The organism is Kouleothrix sp. 19917 (genome assembly GCF_057073505.1).
The window spans coordinates 6916991-6935189 of the sequence record NZ_CP097099.1 but is presented as its reverse complement, the minus strand read 5'-3'; the positions used below and the strand labels follow the sequence as shown (position 1 = coordinate 6935189).

10 protein-coding genes and 1 tRNA gene are annotated in these 18199 nt (G+C 63.0%); 5 read left to right on the top strand and 6 right to left on the bottom strand.

All coding sequences use genetic code 11. The features are described from left to right. Positions 1–44 precede the first annotated feature (44 nt). The 3 genes from M1P90_RS28040 to M1P90_RS28030 all read right to left on the bottom strand — a co-directional run bounded on the left by M1P90_RS28040 (position 45) and on the right by M1P90_RS28030 (position 6906). Complete coding sequence (locus M1P90_RS28040) at positions 45–3563, bottom strand: MBG domain-containing protein (protein ID WP_483698986.1); 3519 nt, start codon at positions 3561–3563, stop codon at positions 45–47. Positions 3564–4127: 564 nt separating this feature from the next. Then, positions 4128–5855 (bottom strand): AMP-binding protein, encoded by a 1728-nt coding sequence (locus M1P90_RS28035; RefSeq protein ID WP_483698985.1) that lies wholly within the window; start codon positions 5853–5855, stop codon positions 4128–4130. A 976-nt stretch (positions 5856–6831) separates the two neighbouring features. Then, positions 6832–6906 (bottom strand) — tRNA-Thr (locus tag M1P90_RS28030). 157 nt (positions 6907–7063) lie between these two features. Between M1P90_RS28030 and M1P90_RS28025 the strand changes: the two genes are divergently transcribed. From M1P90_RS28025 to M1P90_RS28010, 4 genes are all read left to right on the top strand, one after another. Next, a complete protein-coding gene (locus M1P90_RS28025; RefSeq protein ID WP_483698984.1) occupies positions 7064–7939 on the top strand; it encodes a nucleotidyltransferase domain-containing protein in 876 nt (291 codons plus the stop codon). A gap of 17 nt (positions 7940–7956) precedes the next feature. Next, on the top strand, positions 7957–8952 hold the full coding sequence (locus M1P90_RS28020) for a type I glyceraldehyde-3-phosphate dehydrogenase (protein WP_483698983.1): 996 nt from the start codon (positions 7957–7959) through the stop codon (positions 8950–8952). Positions 8953–9300: 348 nt separating this feature from the next. Beyond that, positions 9301–10833 (top strand): ribonuclease Y, encoded by a 1533-nt coding sequence (gene rny / locus M1P90_RS28015; protein WP_483698981.1) that lies wholly within the window; start codon positions 9301–9303, stop codon positions 10831–10833. 163 nt (positions 10834–10996) lie between these two features. Then, positions 10997–11341 carry a stage V sporulation protein S gene (locus M1P90_RS28010; RefSeq protein WP_483698980.1) on the top strand — a complete coding sequence of 115 codons (345 nt, stop codon included), beginning with the start codon at positions 10997–10999 and terminating at the stop codon, positions 11339–11341. Positions 11342–11423: 82 nt separating this feature from the next. On the opposite strand, the gene M1P90_RS28005 is transcribed toward M1P90_RS28010, so the two are convergent. Beyond that, positions 11424–11687 (bottom strand): hypothetical protein, encoded by a 264-nt coding sequence (locus M1P90_RS28005; RefSeq protein ID WP_483698979.1) that lies wholly within the window; start codon positions 11685–11687, stop codon positions 11424–11426. A 777-nt stretch (positions 11688–12464) separates the two neighbouring features. On the opposite strand from M1P90_RS28005, the gene M1P90_RS28000 reads away from it, so the two are divergent. Further along, complete coding sequence (locus tag M1P90_RS28000; RefSeq protein WP_483698978.1) at positions 12465–15029, top strand: valine--tRNA ligase; 2565 nt, start codon at positions 12465–12467, stop codon at positions 15027–15029. A gap of 82 nt (positions 15030–15111) precedes the next feature. On the opposite strand, the gene murJ is transcribed toward M1P90_RS28000, so the two are convergent. Further along, complete coding sequence (gene murJ / locus M1P90_RS27995; RefSeq protein ID WP_483698976.1) at positions 15112–16692, bottom strand: murein biosynthesis integral membrane protein MurJ; 1581 nt, start codon at positions 16690–16692, stop codon at positions 15112–15114. A 64-nt stretch (positions 16693–16756) separates the two neighbouring features. Further along, positions 16757–17839: an LCP family protein gene (locus M1P90_RS27990; RefSeq protein ID WP_483698975.1), complete on the bottom strand. Its 1083-nt coding sequence runs from the start codon at positions 17837–17839 to the stop codon at positions 16757–16759. Positions 17840–18199 lie beyond the last annotated feature (360 nt).

Below are 18199 nucleotides of genomic sequence, written 5' to 3'. Positions count from 1 at the left end.
AGCCACGAAAGTGGCTGGGCGCGGCACAGGCGGGCGTCGTTCGGCTAGCGCCGTGTCACTGGGAGATACATCCCCCACAGGTCTTTCAGCGTGCCATTGGCGAAGGAGATTGTGTAGTTCGCGTCGCTGGCGTTGCTCGGCACGATTGGGTAGGTGCCGGGTGCGCTTTGCGGCGTGGCGCTGGTGCGCAGAATCACCGGGCGATCAAGCACGCTGGCGGTGTCGCCATTCTTGAAGCCAGTGTAGCGCGCTGTGAGTGTTGGCGGCGTGTGACCCTGGATCATGGTCAGGTTGTTGGCGCCGATCGTCAGCGGCGCGCGCGCCACATTGATCTGCACCTGCGCGGAAACCGTTTCGTAGCTGCTGCTGTTTTGCGGCGTGAAGGTGGTGTGCAGCACTTGGCCATTGCCCGCGTTGAGCACCCGGCCGGCTGGCGGGTCGTAGGCGAATGTGCCGCTCACTGGCTGGCCGCCAAAGGTCGCCCTGGCGTTAAGCTGGGTCGCGCTCAGCGCCGTGCCGTAGGTAATCGCGGCCGGGTTGTTCCACACGATCTGCGGCACGTTCTTGCTGGTAATTTTCATGGTGCCATCGATCAGCGATATGGTGTAGTTGCCATCGGTGCCGCCGCTGAGCGTGATCGCGTAGTTGCCGACCGGGCTGGCGATGGTGGCAGTGGTGCTTGCGCTCGGCGGCGTGTCGAGCACCACGGCGGTGTCGCCATTTACAAAGCCGCTGTAGTGAATGATGAGCGGCGGGTTGGCGGTGTTGACCAGGCGCGTCAGGTCGGCGGCGGTGGCGGTCAGTGGCGCTTTGCCAATGTTCAGCACGCCCTCCACAATGTCGAGCAGGTAGTTGGCCGCGCCAAGCGTGCCCTGCCCAATTGTGTAGCTGCCGGCCGGGCTTGTGACGGTTGCGCTGGTTGCGAGCAGGCCGTTCACGGCGGAAGCCAGCGTGTCGCCATTCACCAGCCCACTGCCGGTGTAGGTCAGGTCGGGCAGCGTCCCGCCATACGTTATGGTTTTGTTCGCTGCCGTAATCGTCAGCGGCGCGCGCGACACGCTGATCGGCACCTGGCCCGCCACAATCGCGTACAGCACGCCATTGGCCGGCGTGAAGGTGGCACGCAGCACCTGCCCGCTGCCAGCATTCAGCACCGTGCCAAGCGGCGGGTCATAGGTGAAGCTGCCGCTTACGGGCTGGCCACCAAAAGTCGCCGTGGCGTTGAGCTGGCCGGCCCCAAGCGCCGTGCCGTAGGTGATTGGCGCGGGGTCGCTCCACACGATCTGTGGAACATTCAGGTTTGTGACGGTGAGCACGCCATTCACCAGATTGAACAGGTAGTTGGTGTCGCTGCCGCCGCTGAGCGTGATCGGGTAGCCGCCGACCGGGCTGGCGATTGTGGCGGTGGTGCTGGCGCTGGGCGGCGTGCCCAGGCTGGCGGCGGTGTCGCCATTCAGGAAGCCGCTGTAGTGGAGCGTGAGTGGCGGGTTTGTGGTATTCACCGTGCGGGTCAGGCTGTCGGCCGTGGCGGTAAGCGTGGCCTTGGCAATCGTCAGCGTGCCTTCCACAAAGGTGATCAGGTAGTTCAGCGCGCCAAGCGTACCTTGCCCAACTGTGTACGTGCCGGCCGGGCTCGTCACCGTCGCGCCGGTTGCGGGCGCGCCCGTCACGGCAAAGGCCAGGGTGTCGCCATTCACCAGCCCGCTGCCGGTGTAGGTCAGGTCGGGCAGCGTCCCGCCGTAGGTCATGGTCTGGTTTGCCGCCGTAATCGTCAGCGGCGCGCGCGACACGCTGATCTGCGCCTGGCCGGCCACAATCGCGTAGAGCGCGCCATTGGCCGGCGTGAACGTAACGTGCAGCACCTGCCCAACTCCGGCATTCAGCGCCGTGCCAAGCGGCGGGTCGTAGCTGAATGTTCCACTCACTGCCTGCCCGCCAAACGTGGCCGTGGCGTTGAGCTGGCCGGCCCCAAGCGCCGTGCCATAGGTAATTGGCGCGGGGTCATTCCACACAATCGTTGGCACGCTCAGGCTGGTAATGGTCAGCACGCCATTCACCAGGTTGAACAGGTAGTTGGTGTCGCTGCCGCCGCTGAGCGCGATCGGGTAGCTGCCGACCGGGCTGGCGATGGTAGCGGTGGTGCTGGCGCTGGGCGGCGTGCCCAGGCTGGCGGCGGTGTCGCCATTCACAAAGCCGCTGTAGTGGAACGTGAGCGGCGGGTTGGCGGTATTCACCGTGCGGGTCAGGCTGTCGGCCGTGGCAGTGAGCGTGGCCTTGGCAATCGTCAGCGTGCCTTCCACAAAGGTGATCAGGTAGTTCAGCGCGCCGAGCGTGCCCTTCGAAATGGTGTACGTGCCGGCCGGGCTTGTGACGGTTGCGCTGGTGCTGGGCGCGCCCGTCACCACCGCAGCAAGCGTGTCGCCATTCACCAGCCCGCTGCCGGTGTAGGTCAGGTCGGGCACGCTGCCGCCGTAGGTGATATTCTGGTTTGCGGCCGTGATGGTGAGCGGCGCGCGCGCCACATCGAGCAGCGCCTGGCCGGCCACAATCGAATACAGCCCGGTGTTGAGCGGCGTAAAGGTGACATGCAGGGCCTGGCCGTTGCCGGCGCTCAGCACCGTGCCAAGCGGCGGGTCATAGGTGAATGTGCCGCTTACCGGCAGGCCGCCAAAGGTGGCGGTGGCATTGAGCTGGCCCGCGCCAAGCGCCGTGCCATAGGTTATCGCGGCCGGGTCGTTCCAGACGATCTCAGGCACGCTCAGGCTGGAGACGGTCAGCACGCCATTCACCAGGTTGAACAGATAGTTGCCGTCAGTGCCGCCGCTCAGCACGATCGGATAGCTGCCGGCCGGGCTATTGGTGGTGGCGGTGGTGCTTGCGCTGGGCGGCGTGCCCAGGCCGGCGGCGGTGTCGCCATTCAGGAAGCCGCTGTAGTGGAGGGTAAGCGGCGGGTTGGCGGTATTCACGGTGCGAGTCAGGCTGTCGGCGGTGGCGGTGAGCGTGGCCTTGGCAATCGTCAGCGTGCCCTGCACAAAGGTGATCAGGTAGTTCAGCGCGCCGAGCGTGCCCTGCGTGATGGCGTAGCTGCCCGCCGGGCTGCCGGATGTTGCGCTGGTTGCGGGCGCGCCCGTCACTACCGACGCAAGCGTGTCGCCGCTGATCAGTCCAGTCGCGGTATAGGTCAGGTCGGGCAGCGTGCCGCCATAGGTCATGCCCTGATTGTCGGCGGTGAGGGTCAGCCCGCGCTTATTGATCGTCAGCGTGAACGATTGCGTGGCCGATTCGAGCAGGCTTTGCGCTTTGACGGTGAGCGCAAACTGGCCGCTCTGCAGCGGAATACCGGTCAGTGTGCCGGTTGGTGCCAGCGCCAGGCCAAGCGGCAGCGTGCCGCTGCTAACGCTGAAGGTGGCCACATTGTTCGTTGTGAAGGTGTGCAGGTAGAGCGTGCCATAGGTGCCGCTTGCCGGCACGCCGCTGGTGAAGGCCAGCGCGGCGGCGTGAGCGTTAGGCGCTGGCTGAAGCGAGCTAACGAGCAGCGCAACGAACAGCAAGAGACGAGACATGTGGCGCAATCGCACAGAAGACCACGCATTCCTGGCCAGAGCAAACATACACACTCCTTTGCGAGGGACCGGCTACCGAATAGCTTGCGGATGGCCGGAAACAGTGAACCGGAGGTGCCGGGCTGCCTGCGATAGATCGAAATCGCGCCGATTTTGTGTGGTCGGCGCTGCGCGATCAGCATGGGGAGAAGATCACACATGTGGCGTTTTTAGCGAATATTCGGCTATGATACGCGTGAAATGATGTTGCGTGAGTTGGGCCAAAATGCAAGAAACGGAGAAGAAGTTGAGTATTTGCCGGCCCGAGGGTCAAGATCCATAATCGTGCAGCCGCCCGACACCATGGCACGAGTATAGGCGGTGAGGCTGGCGGGTGCAGTGTCAACGAAATGAATGTTTCGAAGCAAAATAGTAGCGAATGTCGGCACGCAGGCGCCCGCCAGACTGAGGCACGCACATCTTGAGGAGAAAACATGAACGAGCACTGGGGTTTTCAGCCTGCAGAACGCTGAAAACCCCAGTGCCGCATTCCCGAGCCGAGCGAATAGCGATGCTCAGCGCGGTTTACTGCTTCAGGTTGGGGAAGTCATCTTCGCGGAACTCGGCGCTGGTTGTGCTTGCGCCGCTCTGCAACTGCTGCTCGCGCTCGCGCAGCTCTACGCGCCGAATTTTGCCCGAGATGGTTTTCGGCAGTTCCGCAAACTCGAGCCGGCGGATGCGGCTATAGGCCGGCATGCGCTCGCGGCAAAAGCGGAAGAGCGTTTCGGCAGTTGCTGCGCTGGGTTCCCAGCCAGCCGCCAGCACCACATAGGCTTTTGGCACCGCCAGACGCAGCGGGTCGGGCGCGGGCACCACGGCGGCCTCGGCCACGGCTTCGTGCTCGATCAGCATGCTTTCCAGCTCGAACGGCGAGATGCGATAGTCCGAAGCTTTAAACACATCGTCGGCGCGACCGACATAGGTGATGTAGCCATCGGCGTCGCGCGCGGCCACGTCGCCAGTGTGGTAGAAGCCGTCGCGCATCACGTCGGCGGTGCGGGCCGCGTCGTCGCGGTAGCCGACCATCAGGCCAAGCGGCCGCGCGCTCAGGTCGAGGCAGATCTCGCCTTCATCGGCCACCTGCCCGCTGATCGGATCGATCAGGGCGACAGTGTAGCCAGGGAGCGGCCGCCCCATCGAGCCGATTTTCAGTTCCTGGCCGGGCGAATTACCAACCTGCGCAGTGGTTTCGGTCTGCCCAAAGCCGTCGCGGATGGTCAGGTTCCAGGCGCGGCGCACCTGCTCGATCACCTCGGGGTTGAGCGGTTCGCCCGCGCCAACCACCTCGCGCAGCGGAACCTGCCACGCGCTCAGATCTTCCTGAATCAGCATGCGCCAAACCGTCGGCGGCGCGCAGAAGGTGGTTACGCCCTGGCGGCTAATCTGTTCCAGCAGCGCCTTCGCATTGAAGCGCGTGTAGTTGTAGAGGAACACCGTCGCCTCGGCAATCCAGGGCGCGAACACATTGCTCCAGGCGTGCTTGGCCCAGCCGGGCGAGGCAATGTTCATATGCACGTCGCCGGGTTGCAGGCCGATCCAGTACATGGTCGAAAGGTGGCCAACCGGGTAGGAAACATGGGTGTGCTCGACCAGCTTGGGCAGCGCGGTGGTGCCCGAGGTGAAATACAGGAGCAGCGGGTCGCTGGCCTGCGTAGGGCCATCGGGCTGAAACTGGCCGGATGCGGCGTCGGCATCGGCAAACGACAGCCAGCCTTCCGCCGCCTCGCCCACGGCGATGCGCGTGTATGAGCCGGCGACATCTGCGAACTTGGCCGTGTCGGCAGCGCGGGCGACCACATGGCGCGCCCCGCCACGCGTCACCCGGTCGCGCAGGTCGTCGGGGCGCAGGAGCGTGGCAGCGGGAATGATCACCGCGCCGAGCTTCATGGCGGCAAGGATCGTTTCCCACAGCTCGACTTGGTTGCCAAGCATGACGATAATGCGGTCGCCACGCGCCACCCCCTGCGCCCGCAGCCAGTTCGCCACGCGGTTGGAACGCTCGCTCATCTCGGCGTACGAGCGGCGTGCCTCGCTGCCATCTTCCTCAACAATCACCAGCGCTGCGCGCTGGTTGCCCTGCGCAATCGCATCAAACCAATCCAGCGCCCAGTTGAACTGCGCGAACTGCGGCCACTGGAATTCGCGCACGGCTGTAGCGTAGTCGGTGCGGTGCTGGAGCAAGAAGTCGCGTGCGGCGCGGAACGTTTCGGTCACGGTCTGTCGTTGGGTACCTGCGACAACATCATTGTTCACGGGTTTCCTCCTTTGGCGTTTGTGGCAGCTCTGGCGGCAGGCAGATCTGAGAATTCAGAAGATAGGAGCCTTTTAGAACTGCGATCAGCGACCGCGTTCATATGATTCAGCAGCGCAGCATTCATGCCAGAACCAAGAAGCAGCAGCCTCAGCGTGACTATGCCAGCCTGCAGCTCAGACATGACTGCTTTGTACCAGATTCTGCCCGGTGTGGGGCTTGATTATCGCACGCAATGGCGTTGCGCGCCACTGAGCAAGAAGCACGCGGCGGCTCATCTCTGCCCGTATGGGCGGTGCTTGTGCTGGCCGTTTGGCATTTCTCGGTTCATTGTTGCCTGGTTGGGGCGCAGGCTGCTTTTTTACTCCCAGGCAGTGCCAGCTTCAGCGCAGTTTGCTCAGCCCCCCACAGCGATTGGCCGTTTATGTGCAGATGCACAGCTTGCAAGTATATGTCCCCTGGCTCGCCTTCTGCGTGCGCTACGAGCCATTCGCCAGCTGTCTTTGCAAGCTCGATAGTGAGGATTCATCGTTACTCAAAATCCACCAAAAACCATGCCGCACTCGTTTAACTCAATGAAGCGTGGACAACTCCTACTTTCACTTCTGGCTGTCCGTCATTTCGCCCACCACTGCGTGAGATGAGTAAGGGAGGAATGCTATGTCCAGGTTTTTGGGAGCCGTTGCCGCACTAATCTCAGCTATTGCTGCGCTCATTACTGCGCTTGCCCTTACTGGCTTCTTCGGTAATCAGAACACTACGCCCCCACCTCATCCAACGCCCACAAAAATCATAATCAAACCTGGGAAGACGGCTTTGCCTGTAGGAACACCCCCACGGGTGCAGCCAATCAGGTGAGGGCCATAATCGAAACTCGAAATTGAAATGTAGCCTGCTGCTAGGTGATATTCTACCTACCACCGACTACTGCTTTTTTGGGCACAAAAAAGAGAGGGCGTTCTGCCCTCCCTAAAGCCGTGGAGCCGGTGGTCGGGGTTGAACCGACGACCTGCTGTTTACGAAACAGCTGCTCTGCCACTGAGCTACACCGGCGAATACCGCACAGACACGCAGATTATAGCATGGCTCACCCGAACCTGCAACCAGGAACCGCGCCCCGCGCCCGCCGCCCAAAGTTGCCGATCTGCGCGGAAACGAGTATACTTGCAGCGGCGCAGCGTCCTCGTTAGGAGATTGCAGAGGCCAGGGCGTGGCAACACCTGTCACACTTCAGAAGCGTCAAGATTTCAGCAGCTTCATCGCCGAGGTTCTGAGCCCGCATCCTGCCGTCCAGGGCGTCGTTGGCATCGGCAGCATCGCAACCGGGCACGCCCGCCCCGATTCCGATATCGACGCGGTTGTCTTCCTGGAGCCCTACGATCTCTACGTGGTTCCCGCCGAGTGTTTCTGGCATCGCCCCGACGGCACCTTCCACAGCATCTTCAACGTCCCCGCCGAGTGGCAGCCCGATGGTTTGTACCTTGACATGCAGCGCCTTGCGCTCGGTGAATGGTCGAACCCGGCCTTTGCCTGGCCCGAAGGCCGCCGCGCCGAGCTGGCCGATGGCTGGCTTGCCTATGATCGCACGGGCGCGATTGGGCGGCTTCTGGCCGAGCGCACCGCCTACCCCGAGGAGCTGCGAACCGAGCGGCTCGACGAAGCCGTCACCTGGCTCGACCAGCATCTCGGCGACGACATGCCCGACGTGCGCTGGCAGAGCCTCGCGCCCGCGCACGCGCACGACCGATTGCAGGCCGCCTATTCCTATCTGGTGCAGGCGCTGTTCGCCTATAACCGCCGCTGGCAGCCCTGGCGCAACCGCGAAATGTCGTACCTGCTGCGCCTGCCCTGGCTGCCAGCCGATTTCGCCGCGCGCGTGCTGCCGGCGCTCAACGCGCCCTCGCTCGACCGCGCTGGCTACGATGCCCGGGTTACGGTTTTGCGCGAGTTGTTCGCCGAACTCTTAACCCAGCTGCTCGCCGATGGCGTGTATACTGAAGACCCGGTGAGCGAGTCGTTTATTCGTCGTCATCCCGGCCCAGGCTGGGCCTGGAATATGAATGCGTGGAATACACACCACACGTAATGGAGGAGGTACCTTGCATGGGTAACGTCGCTATCCACGGTTTTGGCCGTATCGGCCGCACGCTAATGCGGATCGCGCTCAAGCGCAACCTGTTCACCCCGGTGTCCATATCCGATATTCGCGACATCCCCACGCTCGCCGCGCTGTTCGAGGTCGATACCAACTACGGCCGCTGGCACGAAGATGTAAATCCGATGGACAAGGGCTTCGATGTTGGCGGGCGCAACATTCTGTACTTCGACGCCATGAAAGAGCTGCCCGACTGGAAGGCGCTCGATGTTGATCTGGTGATCGACTGCACCGGCCGCGCCACCGTGCGCGCGGGCGCGCAGGCCCACCTCGATCGCGGCGCCAAGCGCGTGCTCGTCAGCGCGCCCAGCAAAACCAAGGACGACGCCGATGTCTTCCTGCTGCCGGGCATCAACATGGAGCAGTACGACCCCGAAAAGCACAAGATCGTCAGCATGGCATCCTGCACCACCAACGCCCTCGCGCCAGTGGTGAAGGTCATCATCGAGAGCTTCGGCATCAAGTACGGCCTGTTCTCGACGGTGCACGCCTACACCAACACCCAGTCGCTGACCGACCAGCCGATGAAGGATCGCCGCGACTCCTGGGCCGCCGCCGAAAACCTCATCCCCTCGTCGTCGGGCGCGGCCAAGGCGCTGTCCTTTATCTGGCCAGGCCTGAAGATCACCGGCAAGGCCTACCGCGTGCCCGTGCGCACCGGCTCGATCGCCGAGCTCAACCTGCTCACCGAGAAGCCCGTCACCGTCGAGAGCGTGAACGACGCCTTCCGCAAGGCCGCCGGCGAAGCCCCGCTCAAAGGCATCATGGGCGTGCTGGAAGATGAGTGGGCCTCGTCGCGCATTGTGGGCGACTCGCACTCGTCGATTGTCGACCTGCCGCTCACCGCAGTGCAGGGCGATCTGCTTTCCGTCGCTGCGTGGTACGACAACGAGTGGGGCTACACCTCGCGCCTGGCCGAAACGGCTGCTAAACTTTCGTCGTAACTTCAAGGCTTCCTGAAGCCAAAAACAGCGGGCCGAGTGATCAATCACTCGGCCCGCTGTTTTGCGCCCCACAGCCTTGCTCAAGCCCACCACCGCATTCCAGCCGCTTCAGCACGGCATTCCAGCCGCTATGCACACCTAACTATTGAGATATTCATCACAATACCGCCAAAACAAGCAAAATAGCGTAAATTAACCTCGCCTTGACAGAAGAAGCGAACTCCGAGTATTATTAGGCAATCTTGGTAACCTCTCAAACGGAAGCGATATTCCTGGTTGCACTGCATGACGGTTCACAACCACTGAACCGCCGTCTGCTGCACCTTAAAAAGTGAATAGGAGGACACTGTGGATTGGCTCCTATTAGCTGTACCGGCGCTCGTGGTCGGCGCGATTGCTGGCTACGGTATCAGCTTTTTTCTCTACTCTACCAACACGAAAAACCGCATTTTGCAAAACGAAACCGAAGCCCGTCTTCAGCTGGAGGCTGCCCGCTCCGAGCAGAAAGAAATCATTCTCAATGCGAAGGACGAAGCGCTCCGCCTGCGGAACGACGCCGAAGGCCAGATCCGCGAGATCCGGGCATCGATAGCAAAACAGGAAGAACGGCTTCAGCGGAAAGAAGAAAACCTCGACCGCAAGCTGGAAGGGCTGGAACGGCGCGAGCGGCAGGTGCAAACCCGCGAGCGCCAGACCGAGCAGATCCAGCGCGAAGCTGAACAGCTGCGCCTCACGCAGCATACCGAGCTCGAGCGTATTTCGGCACTGAGCCAGGACGACGCGCGCACCATTATTCTTAAGCGCGTGGAAGAAGAAGCTCGCGATGAGTCGGCCCGGCGTATTCGAGAGATCGAAAAAGCCGCGCGCGACGAAGCCGATAAACTGGCACGCAAAGTCATCGGGCTGGCAATTCAGCGATGTGCCTCGGAGTACGTCGCGGAAGTGACGGTTTCAACCGTTGCGCTGCCCAGCGAAGAGCTCAAAGGGCGGATCATCGGGCGCGAAGGTCGCAATATTCGCGCTTTCGAGCAGTTCACCGGCGTCGATATTATTGTCGACGATACCCCGGAAGCCGTGACCCTGTCCTGTCACGACCCAGTACGGCGCGAAGTTGCCCGCGTTGCGCTGATCAAACTGCTCAAAGATGGCCGCATCCACCCGACACGCATCGAGGAAGTCGTGTCGAAAACCCAGCAAGAGATCGAGCAGATCATGCGGGAAGAAGGCGAGCGCGTGGCCTACGAAGCCAACGTGCAGGGCTTGCACCCGGATCTGATCAAGCTGCTTGGGCGGCTCAAATACCGCACCAGCTACGGGCAGAATGTCCTTCAGCATTCGCTCGAATGTGCGCTCCTCGCCGCTCATATGGCCGCCGAACTTGGCGCGAACATCAGTGTTGCCAAGACTGCAGCACTTCTGCACGATATCGGAAAAGCCGTTGATCACGAAGTCCAGGGCCCCCACGCCTTGATTGGCGCCGATATTGCCCGCCGGCTTGGCCGTTCACCTGCAATCGTCCACGCAATTGCAGCTCACCACAACGACGAAGAGCCACAAACTGTCGAGGCTTTTCTTGTTCAGGCTGTCGACGCTATCTCGGGTGGCCGCCCGGGCGCGCGCCGCGAAACGCTCGATCTGTATATCAAACGGCTCGAAGCGCTTGAAACGGTCGCGACATCCTTCAACGGCGTTCAGCGCGCCTTCGCCATCCAGGCGGGCCGCGAGGTTCGCGTGATGGTCCAACCCGACTCGATCGACGATCTGGGCAGCATTCATCTGGCTCGCGATGTTGCGAAAAAGATCGAAGAAAGTTTACAATATCCAGGGCAGATCAAGGTAACGGTTATTCGCGAGACCCGCGCCGTCGATTACGCCCGATAGCACAACGTCCTTTCTCATTAATAGAGCATCGGCAAGCGCAATGCAGCGCAAACCGATGCTCTTCTTCCCCACAGGAGTCTCGACTATGGACCCCGACATCCCGAACTCGGAGACCATTCGACCTGCTTCGACAATAAACTCACCCGCACCGGAGGAGGAACGCATGACGACATCGACATCTCAGGCCACGCCGATCGCGCGAGCTGTTGGCGAAAGTTCGGCAATGGCCGCCGAGCGCCACCCAGCCGAAGTGCTCAAGGTTTCAACGCGTTCGCGCCCGAGCGCCGTCGCCGGCGCCATTGCCGGCGTGATCCGCGACAGCGGCATGGCCGAGGTGCAGTCGATCGGCGCTGGTGCGACCAACCAGGCGATCAAGGCGGTTGCGATTGCGCGCAGCTACCTGAGCGAAGAAGGCGTCGATATCGTTTGCACGCCGTCGTTCATCGATGTTTCGATCGACGACGAAGAGCGCACCGCGATTCGCCTGCTGGTCGAGCGCCGCGCCTAGTTCTTCTGGCGTCCCTGGAATTTATACGACATGCGATCGTAGCGCCTGTGCATTCTGCCGGGCGCGCGGTCGCTTTTTTTTGCTAGCGGCGCGGCCCCGAGCGCGAGATCACAACCGAGACCAGCATGCCAGTGGTGATCGCCCCGCCCAGGTTCAGCGCATCCTGCCAAGAAATCAGGCCGCTGAGAATTGGCGCGCCCAGCGCCATCACCAGCCAGGGAATCCACGAAGGCACCAGTAGCATTCGTTTGCGCTGGCTACTCAGCTTCGAGCGGCTAATCGCAATGATCGTCGCAAACCAGCCAAATAAGGCGATAATGATTGCCCCTGAGACCACAGTTGACATATGAAAGTACTCCTTGTGTTAGTTGTGAAACATTGTACCAGCCGCGTCCGGCATACGGCAACGAGCACAGTAGTCCCATGGTCCTCATGTCTGGCGGTACCAGTATCGTCTCGGCAGGTTCTGCCGAGCGCGCGCGGCCATTGCTAAGGCTACCGATTCAGCCGGCCGCATGGGTGCGCCAGATTTCACATTCCCCGTAAAATCGGCCGAATGGCCGAGCGCGCCACCCCTTGACATGCTCTGCTGCGCTGGTTACAATGCCCGCAAGGTTTCGCAAGATGAGTACGGGCCCTGCCCTCCCAGAGATGAAGCGCCATCGGCTGCAAGCGCTTCAAGGACGCAGGTTCGGAACGTGGCTTGCGGCAGAACCGCGCCGGGGAACCGTGAACGCCGAGCTAGTGCTAACAGTGTTTATTCTTGTATAGCACGCTCCGTTCCTTAGTATCTGGCGCCGGGTGTGCCCGTTACCGCACCCACAAGGGTGGCGCTCGCGCGCTGCTGAACTTGGGTGGTACCGCGCAGGCACAGCCTTCGCCCCGAGATGGGGCGGGGCTTTTTTTGTTGGTGCGCGGCGCTGTGCTTGCAGAACACTACGCAGCGGCATGCTATTTTGGTTTCATTGAATGGGCAGCGGCCCGGCCCGAAAGGCGGTGAGCGCCATGACCGGCGATGATGTAGGTGTAGTAGGCCCTTTGATGAACCGAGTGGCATAGCCCCGCAGGATCTCGCCCCCCGCGCTCCTGCCGGCGCATGCCCTAGCCTTGCAGGAGAACAAGTATGAGCCTGGCACAACGCTATTCCCCCACCGACGCCGAGGGGCGCTGGCAGCAGCACTGGGACAAAACGCAGCTGTATGCCTTCGACCCGGCCGACCCACGCCCGCCCTTTGCGATCGACACGCCGCCGCCCACCGTTTCGGGCGAGCTGCACATCGGCCACGTGTATTCCTACATTCAGGCCGAAGCCATGGCGCGCTTCTGGCGTATGCAGGGGCGCAATGTCTACTACCCCTTCGGCTTCGACGATAATGGCCTGCCCACCGAGCGCTATGTCGAAAAAAGCAACGGCCTGCGCGCCCGCGACCTGCCACGCGATGAGTTTATCGCCCTGTGCCTCGACGCCTCGCGCACCGTCGAAGATCGCTTCGAGGGCTTCTGGAAGCGCCTGGGCTTCAGCGTCGACTGGCGGCTGCGCTATTCCACCATCGACCCGCAGGCGCGGCGTATTTCGCAATGGTCGTTTCTCGATCTGCACCGTAAGGGGCTGATCTATCGCGCGCAGGCCCCCAACCCCTGGTGCATCGAATGCCAGACGGCGATTGCTCAGGCCGAGATGGACGACGCCGAGCGCGACACCACGTTCTATACGCTGCTATTCGGCCTCGCCAATGCGATTGGCGGCGACCTTGCGAATACGGGCGAAGCATTCGCTCAGCACGATAGCAGCGCACGCGCCGAGCAGGCGAATACCTCACCTTTACAGATCGCCACCACCCGGCCCGAGCTTCTGCCGGCATGTGTCGCCGTGTTCGTCCATCCCGACGACGGCCGCTATGCCGCGCTGATTGGCCGGGAAGCGATTGTCCCGCTGTCCGAGCGGCGCGTGCCCATCCTGGCCGACGCTGCCGTCGACCCGCAGAAGGGCAGCGGCGCGGTGATGTGCTGCACCTTTGGCGACGCCACCGATGTGCAGTGGTGGCAAACCCACAAGCTCCCGCTAATCGCGCTGCTGACGCGCAACGGCCGATTGGGCGAGGCAGGCGGCCCCTACGCCGGGCTGACGCTGGCCGAAACGCGCCGCCGCATTCTGGCAGATCTGGGTGCGGCCGGGCTGCTCGCTGGCGAAGTGGCCAGCCGCCAGTCGGTGCGCATCCACGAGCGCTGCAAAACACCGCTGGAAATTCTCGAAACCAGCCAGTGGTATGTGCGCGTGCTCGACGCCAAGGACGCTCTGATCGCAGCCGGGCGCGCAATCACCTGGCACCCCGCGCATATGCAGACGCGCTATGAGCACTGGGTCGCCAACCTGAACTGGGACTGGTGCATCTCGCGCCAGCGCTTCTATGGCGTGCCCTTCCCGGCCTGGCACTGCGATGCCTGCGGCGCGGTGGTGCTGGCCGACGAGGCGCAGCTGCCGATTGACCCGAGCAGCGCCGCGCCGCCGCGCGCCTGTGAGTGCGGCAACGCCGACTTGCGGCCCGACAGCGATGTGATGGACACCTGGGCCACGTCGTCGCTCAGCCCGCAGATCGCCGCGCTGCGCTGGGAAGACGTGACTGGCGAAGGGCAGGACGCGCCGCTGGCAGAGCGGCTGCGCGGCACGCGGCTGCGCCCAATGCAGCTGCGCCCGCAAGCCCACGACATCATTCGCACCTGGGCCTTCTACACCATCGCCAAGTCGCATTTTCACTTTGGCGCGCTGCCGTGGGACACAATTATGATCTCTGGGCACGCGCTCGACCCTTCCGGCCACAGCATCCACAAGTCGCTGGGCAACTCGCCGATTGCGCCCGAAACCCTGCTGGCACGCTATGGCGCCGACGCAATGCGCTACTGGTCGTGCGGCGGCGCGCTCGGCAGCGACCAGTCGATCGACGAGACGACCATGAAGCAGGGCACGCGCCTGGCCAACAAGCTGTGGAACGCGGCTCGCCTGATCGAGCAGCACCTGACCGACGGCACACCGCCGGCCAGCGCGGCCGAGCGCGACGCTGCGCTCGCCAACCTGCGCGGCACCGACCGGGCGCTGATCGCATGGCTGCAGGAATTAACCGCCCGCGCCACGGCCAGCTTCGAGCGCTACGACTACCCCGCCGCACTGGACGCGACCGAGCGCTTTTTCTGGAACACCTTTTGCGACAACTACCTGGAATGGGTGAAGGGGCGGCTCTACGACGGCAGCGGGGCCGAGCGGCAAAGCGCGCAGCTGGCGCTTGCGCACACGCTGGAAACCGTTCTCAAGCTGCTTGCGCCAATCATGCCGCACATCACCGAAGAAATCTACCAGCAGCTCTTCGCCCCCGCCAGCGGCGCGCGCTCGATCCACACCAGCGCGTGGCCCGCCACCAACGCGGCCCTGCGCGACCCCGAGGCCGAGCGCGTGGGCGCGGCGCTGCTGGCGATCACGGCGGCGGCGCGGCGCTTCAAAAGCGCGCAGCAGCTTGGGCTGGGCGCGCCGCTGGCCCGCCTGAGCATTGCCGCTGGCGAGCTTGCCGCGCCGCTGGCCGCCTGCACTGCCGACATCAGGAGCGTCACGCGGGCGGCCGCACTTGAGCTCGTGGAGGAAGCAGGAGAGAGCTTCGCCGAAGCCGCGCCGGGACTGTGGCTGCGGATCGAGCGCTAGGAATTTTGATGCGCAGATTACGCAGATTACGCAGATAAAGTTCTCTTCTGTGTAATCTGCGTAATCTGTGGAAAGTTTCGCCCTACGTGCGCGAACGGCGCAGCCGCCGCGTCAGCGCGCCAATGAAGAAATCCAGCGCCTCGACGCGCAAGAGCGCGCTTGCGCCAAAATACACCGCCGCTCCTGCGCCGCCCGCCAGCACAAGCTGTACCAGCGCGCCACCGGGCAGCACCCGCAGCAGCAGCAGAATCGCGCCCACCATCGCCGCGCTCGCGAGCAGCGATTTCAGCAGCGCCTCGCTCACGCGCGCGCCGCGCAGGCTCACAATGCCGCGCGAAAGCACCAGCAGCACCAGCATATGCCCCACCCACTGCGCCGAGTTGCCCAGCACCAGCGCGCTCACGCCCAGGTTCAGCGCCAGCAGGCTCAGCGCGGTGATCGCGTAAATCCCCACCGCTGCGCCCTGCACCAGGTTCGGCGCAAGCGTGCGCTTGTGGGCATAGAACGCGAACAGCAGCATCTGGTCGATGGCGGCGGCGGGCAGGCCGGGCAGGTAGAGCAGCAGCGCCCGCGCCACCGCCTGCGTATCCTGCGCGGCAAAGCTGCCGTGCTGGAACAGCACCGCCACTACTGGAAGCGCCAGCGCGGCCAGCCCGGCGGTGGCCGGCACAATCAGCAGCAACACGACTTTAATGCCCATCGCCAGCGTGCGCTGAAACGCGCTTTCGTCGCCCGCGCTGGCCTGCCGCGACAGCGTGGGCAGCACCGCAAACGACACCGCCGCCGCAACCAGACCCAGCGGGAACTGGATCAGTGTGGTCGCGTAGCGCATGGTCGAAAGGGCGCTGCTGGGCAGGCGCGACGCCAGGTTGCGATCCAGCACAATGCCCATGATCGAAAAGCCAATGCCCATCGCCACGGGCGCGTACAGCCGCAGAATGCGCCGCACGCCGGGGTGGCGCAGGTCGATCACCGGGCGATATTCCATGCCGCGCAGGCCGGGCAGCTGCAGCGCCACCTGCATCACCGCGCCAATCAGCACGCCCGCCACCAGGCTGAACGGGCCAAGCACGGGCGTCAGCAGCAGCGCGCCGGCAATAATGCCCGCGTTGTAGGCGCTGGTTGTAAAGGCCGGCAGCAGAAAGCGCTGGCGTGCATACAGAATTGCTGTCACCAGGCCCGACAGCGCCATAAACACCACGGCCGGCAGCAGCAGCCGCACCATTTGTGTCGCCTGGGCGCGAATTTCGTCTTTGAAGCCGCCCGCCAGCACGGTGACGGCCAGCGGCGCCTGCCAGATCAGCAGCGCAGTGACGAATGCAACAACCACCAGCGCAAGGTTGATGATGATCGAGGCAATATGCCAGAACTCGCGCTCGTCGCCTTCGGCATATTCGCTAAACACCGGCACCAGCGCCGCGCTGATCGCGCCGTTGATCAGCAGGTCGTAGAGCGTGGTGGGGATGGTTGACGCGGCGGTGAAAACATCGACGGCGGTGCCACGGCTGAATGTGCCGGCGATTACCGACTCGCGGGCAAGGCCCAGCACGCGGCTGGCGATGTTCCCAACGGCGATCAGAATGGCGGCAATCGCGATGCGCCGCGCCAGCGTGGCGGCCGGCGCGGGCGGGGTGGCGGGGCTAGGGGCGCTTGCTTGGCTCATAACACACAAGCGCCCGGGCTACCACAGCGGGAACCCGAGCGCATACTGGATTGAAAGGACGCATTTAGGGGGCTGGGTTTTCGCCGCCAGCCGCAGCCGCGCTTGGGTCGAGCATCTGGTTCACCAGCAGACGCAGGGCTTTCTGGTCTTTCAGCAGCAGCACATAGGCCGGCGTGGTCTGCGGCGTCACCATTTTTGCGTCGATCGCAAAGCGCTGGATGTTCTCGGAGTGGAGGCGCGAACCCATGCCTGCCAGGCCCAGCATGTCGGTGCGCGACAGGTCGGTGCGGATGTAGTTGCTCAGCACGTCGGTATAGTCGTCGAGGCTGGTGAGCTGGCCCAGCAGCCCTTGCTCGCGCATGCGGTCGAAGATTGCCATCAGCACCTGCTGCTGGCGCTGATTGCGCCCAAAGTCGCTGTCGGCGTGGCGGGTGCGCGCATAGATCAGCGCGTTCGAGCCATCCATCAGCTGGCGGCCAGCGTCGAAGTGGATTTTCATGGTGCGAACATCGCCGGCATACTCATCCATCGGGTATTTGGCGTCGTCGATGACCTTGGGCACATCGACATAAATGCCGCCAATCTTGTCGATGATGGTCTTGAAGCCGTCGAAGTTGATCAGCACAAAGTGATCGATTGGCACGCCAACAAAATCGCCAACGGTCTTTTTCAGCAGCGCTGGGCCGTAGCCCTTGCCGAGCTTGGTTTCGCCGGTGAGGTAGGCCGTGTTGATGCGGTTCTTGCCATAGCCGGGGATGTTCACCCACAAGTCGCGCGGGAAGGACATCATGCTGACGCGGTTGGCCTGTGCGTCGAGATGCACCCACACCATGGTGTCGGTGCGGCTGACATCTTCGCCAATGCGCGCGTCGGTGCCAACCAGCAGGATGTTCTGCACACCATCGGGCGGCGGAACGGCGGTTGGCTCGGGCAGCGGCGTGTGCTCAGGATCGGGCGTTTTCGCCGCCGCACGTGGCTCGGGCGTGGCGGGTGCCGTTGTTGGCAGCACCACCGTCGGCACGATCATTTTATTGATGTTGGAAAGAGCCCGGTTCCATTTTACGCCCAGCCAGATGGCCGGGATGGTAAGAAGGATGAGAACACCGAGGCTTGCGAAAAGGACGAGCCGTCGTCGTGGAAGGCGCATTCATATACCCCGTAGATCAACACATATGCCAGCAGACCGCTCGACATGCGGCACGAGTCGTGCCACGACATGCGGTCGCAGACGCGGCACCTTCGCCGATGTGCTGATAATGTGCTTCGGCTCGCCACGAGCCGCACGCCAGGGCGCGAACGTAGAGCCACGGCATGTTCGTGCATTTACTCACACAGTTCAGCGAATTATACTACAGTTTTGCGCAGGCGCGCGATCTTGTGAATGATGCGCGGCTGATATGCAGTTTTGCGGAAGAAGCCACAGAGAACACAGAGCGCACAGAGCGCAAGAAAAGAAGTGTTTAACTCCGTGTTCTCTGTGCGCTCTGTGGCTCGCTCTTTCGTGATG

Coding starts and splice junctions, on each gene's coding strand:
- M1P90_RS28040 (WP_483698986.1), bottom strand. CDS start 3,563: ATGTCTCGTCTCTTGCTGTTCGTTGCGCTGCTCGTTAGCTCGCTTCAG.
- M1P90_RS28020 (WP_483698983.1), top strand. CDS start 7,957: ATGGGTAACGTCGCTATCCACGGTTTTGGCCGTATCGGCCGCACGCTA.
- M1P90_RS28010 (WP_483698980.1), top strand. CDS start 10,997: ATGACGACATCGACATCTCAGGCCACGCCGATCGCGCGAGCTGTTGGC.
- M1P90_RS28005 (WP_483698979.1), bottom strand. CDS start 11,687: ATGTCAACTGTGGTCTCAGGGGCAATCATTATCGCCTTATTTGGCTGG.
- M1P90_RS28000 (WP_483698978.1), top strand. CDS start 12,465: ATGAGCCTGGCACAACGCTATTCCCCCACCGACGCCGAGGGGCGCTGG.
- murJ (WP_483698976.1), bottom strand. CDS start 16,692: ATGAGCCAAGCAAGCGCCCCTAGCCCCGCCACCCCGCCCGCGCCGGCC.
- M1P90_RS27990 (WP_483698975.1), bottom strand. CDS start 17,839: ATGCGCCTTCCACGACGACGGCTCGTCCTTTTCGCAAGCCTCGGTGTT.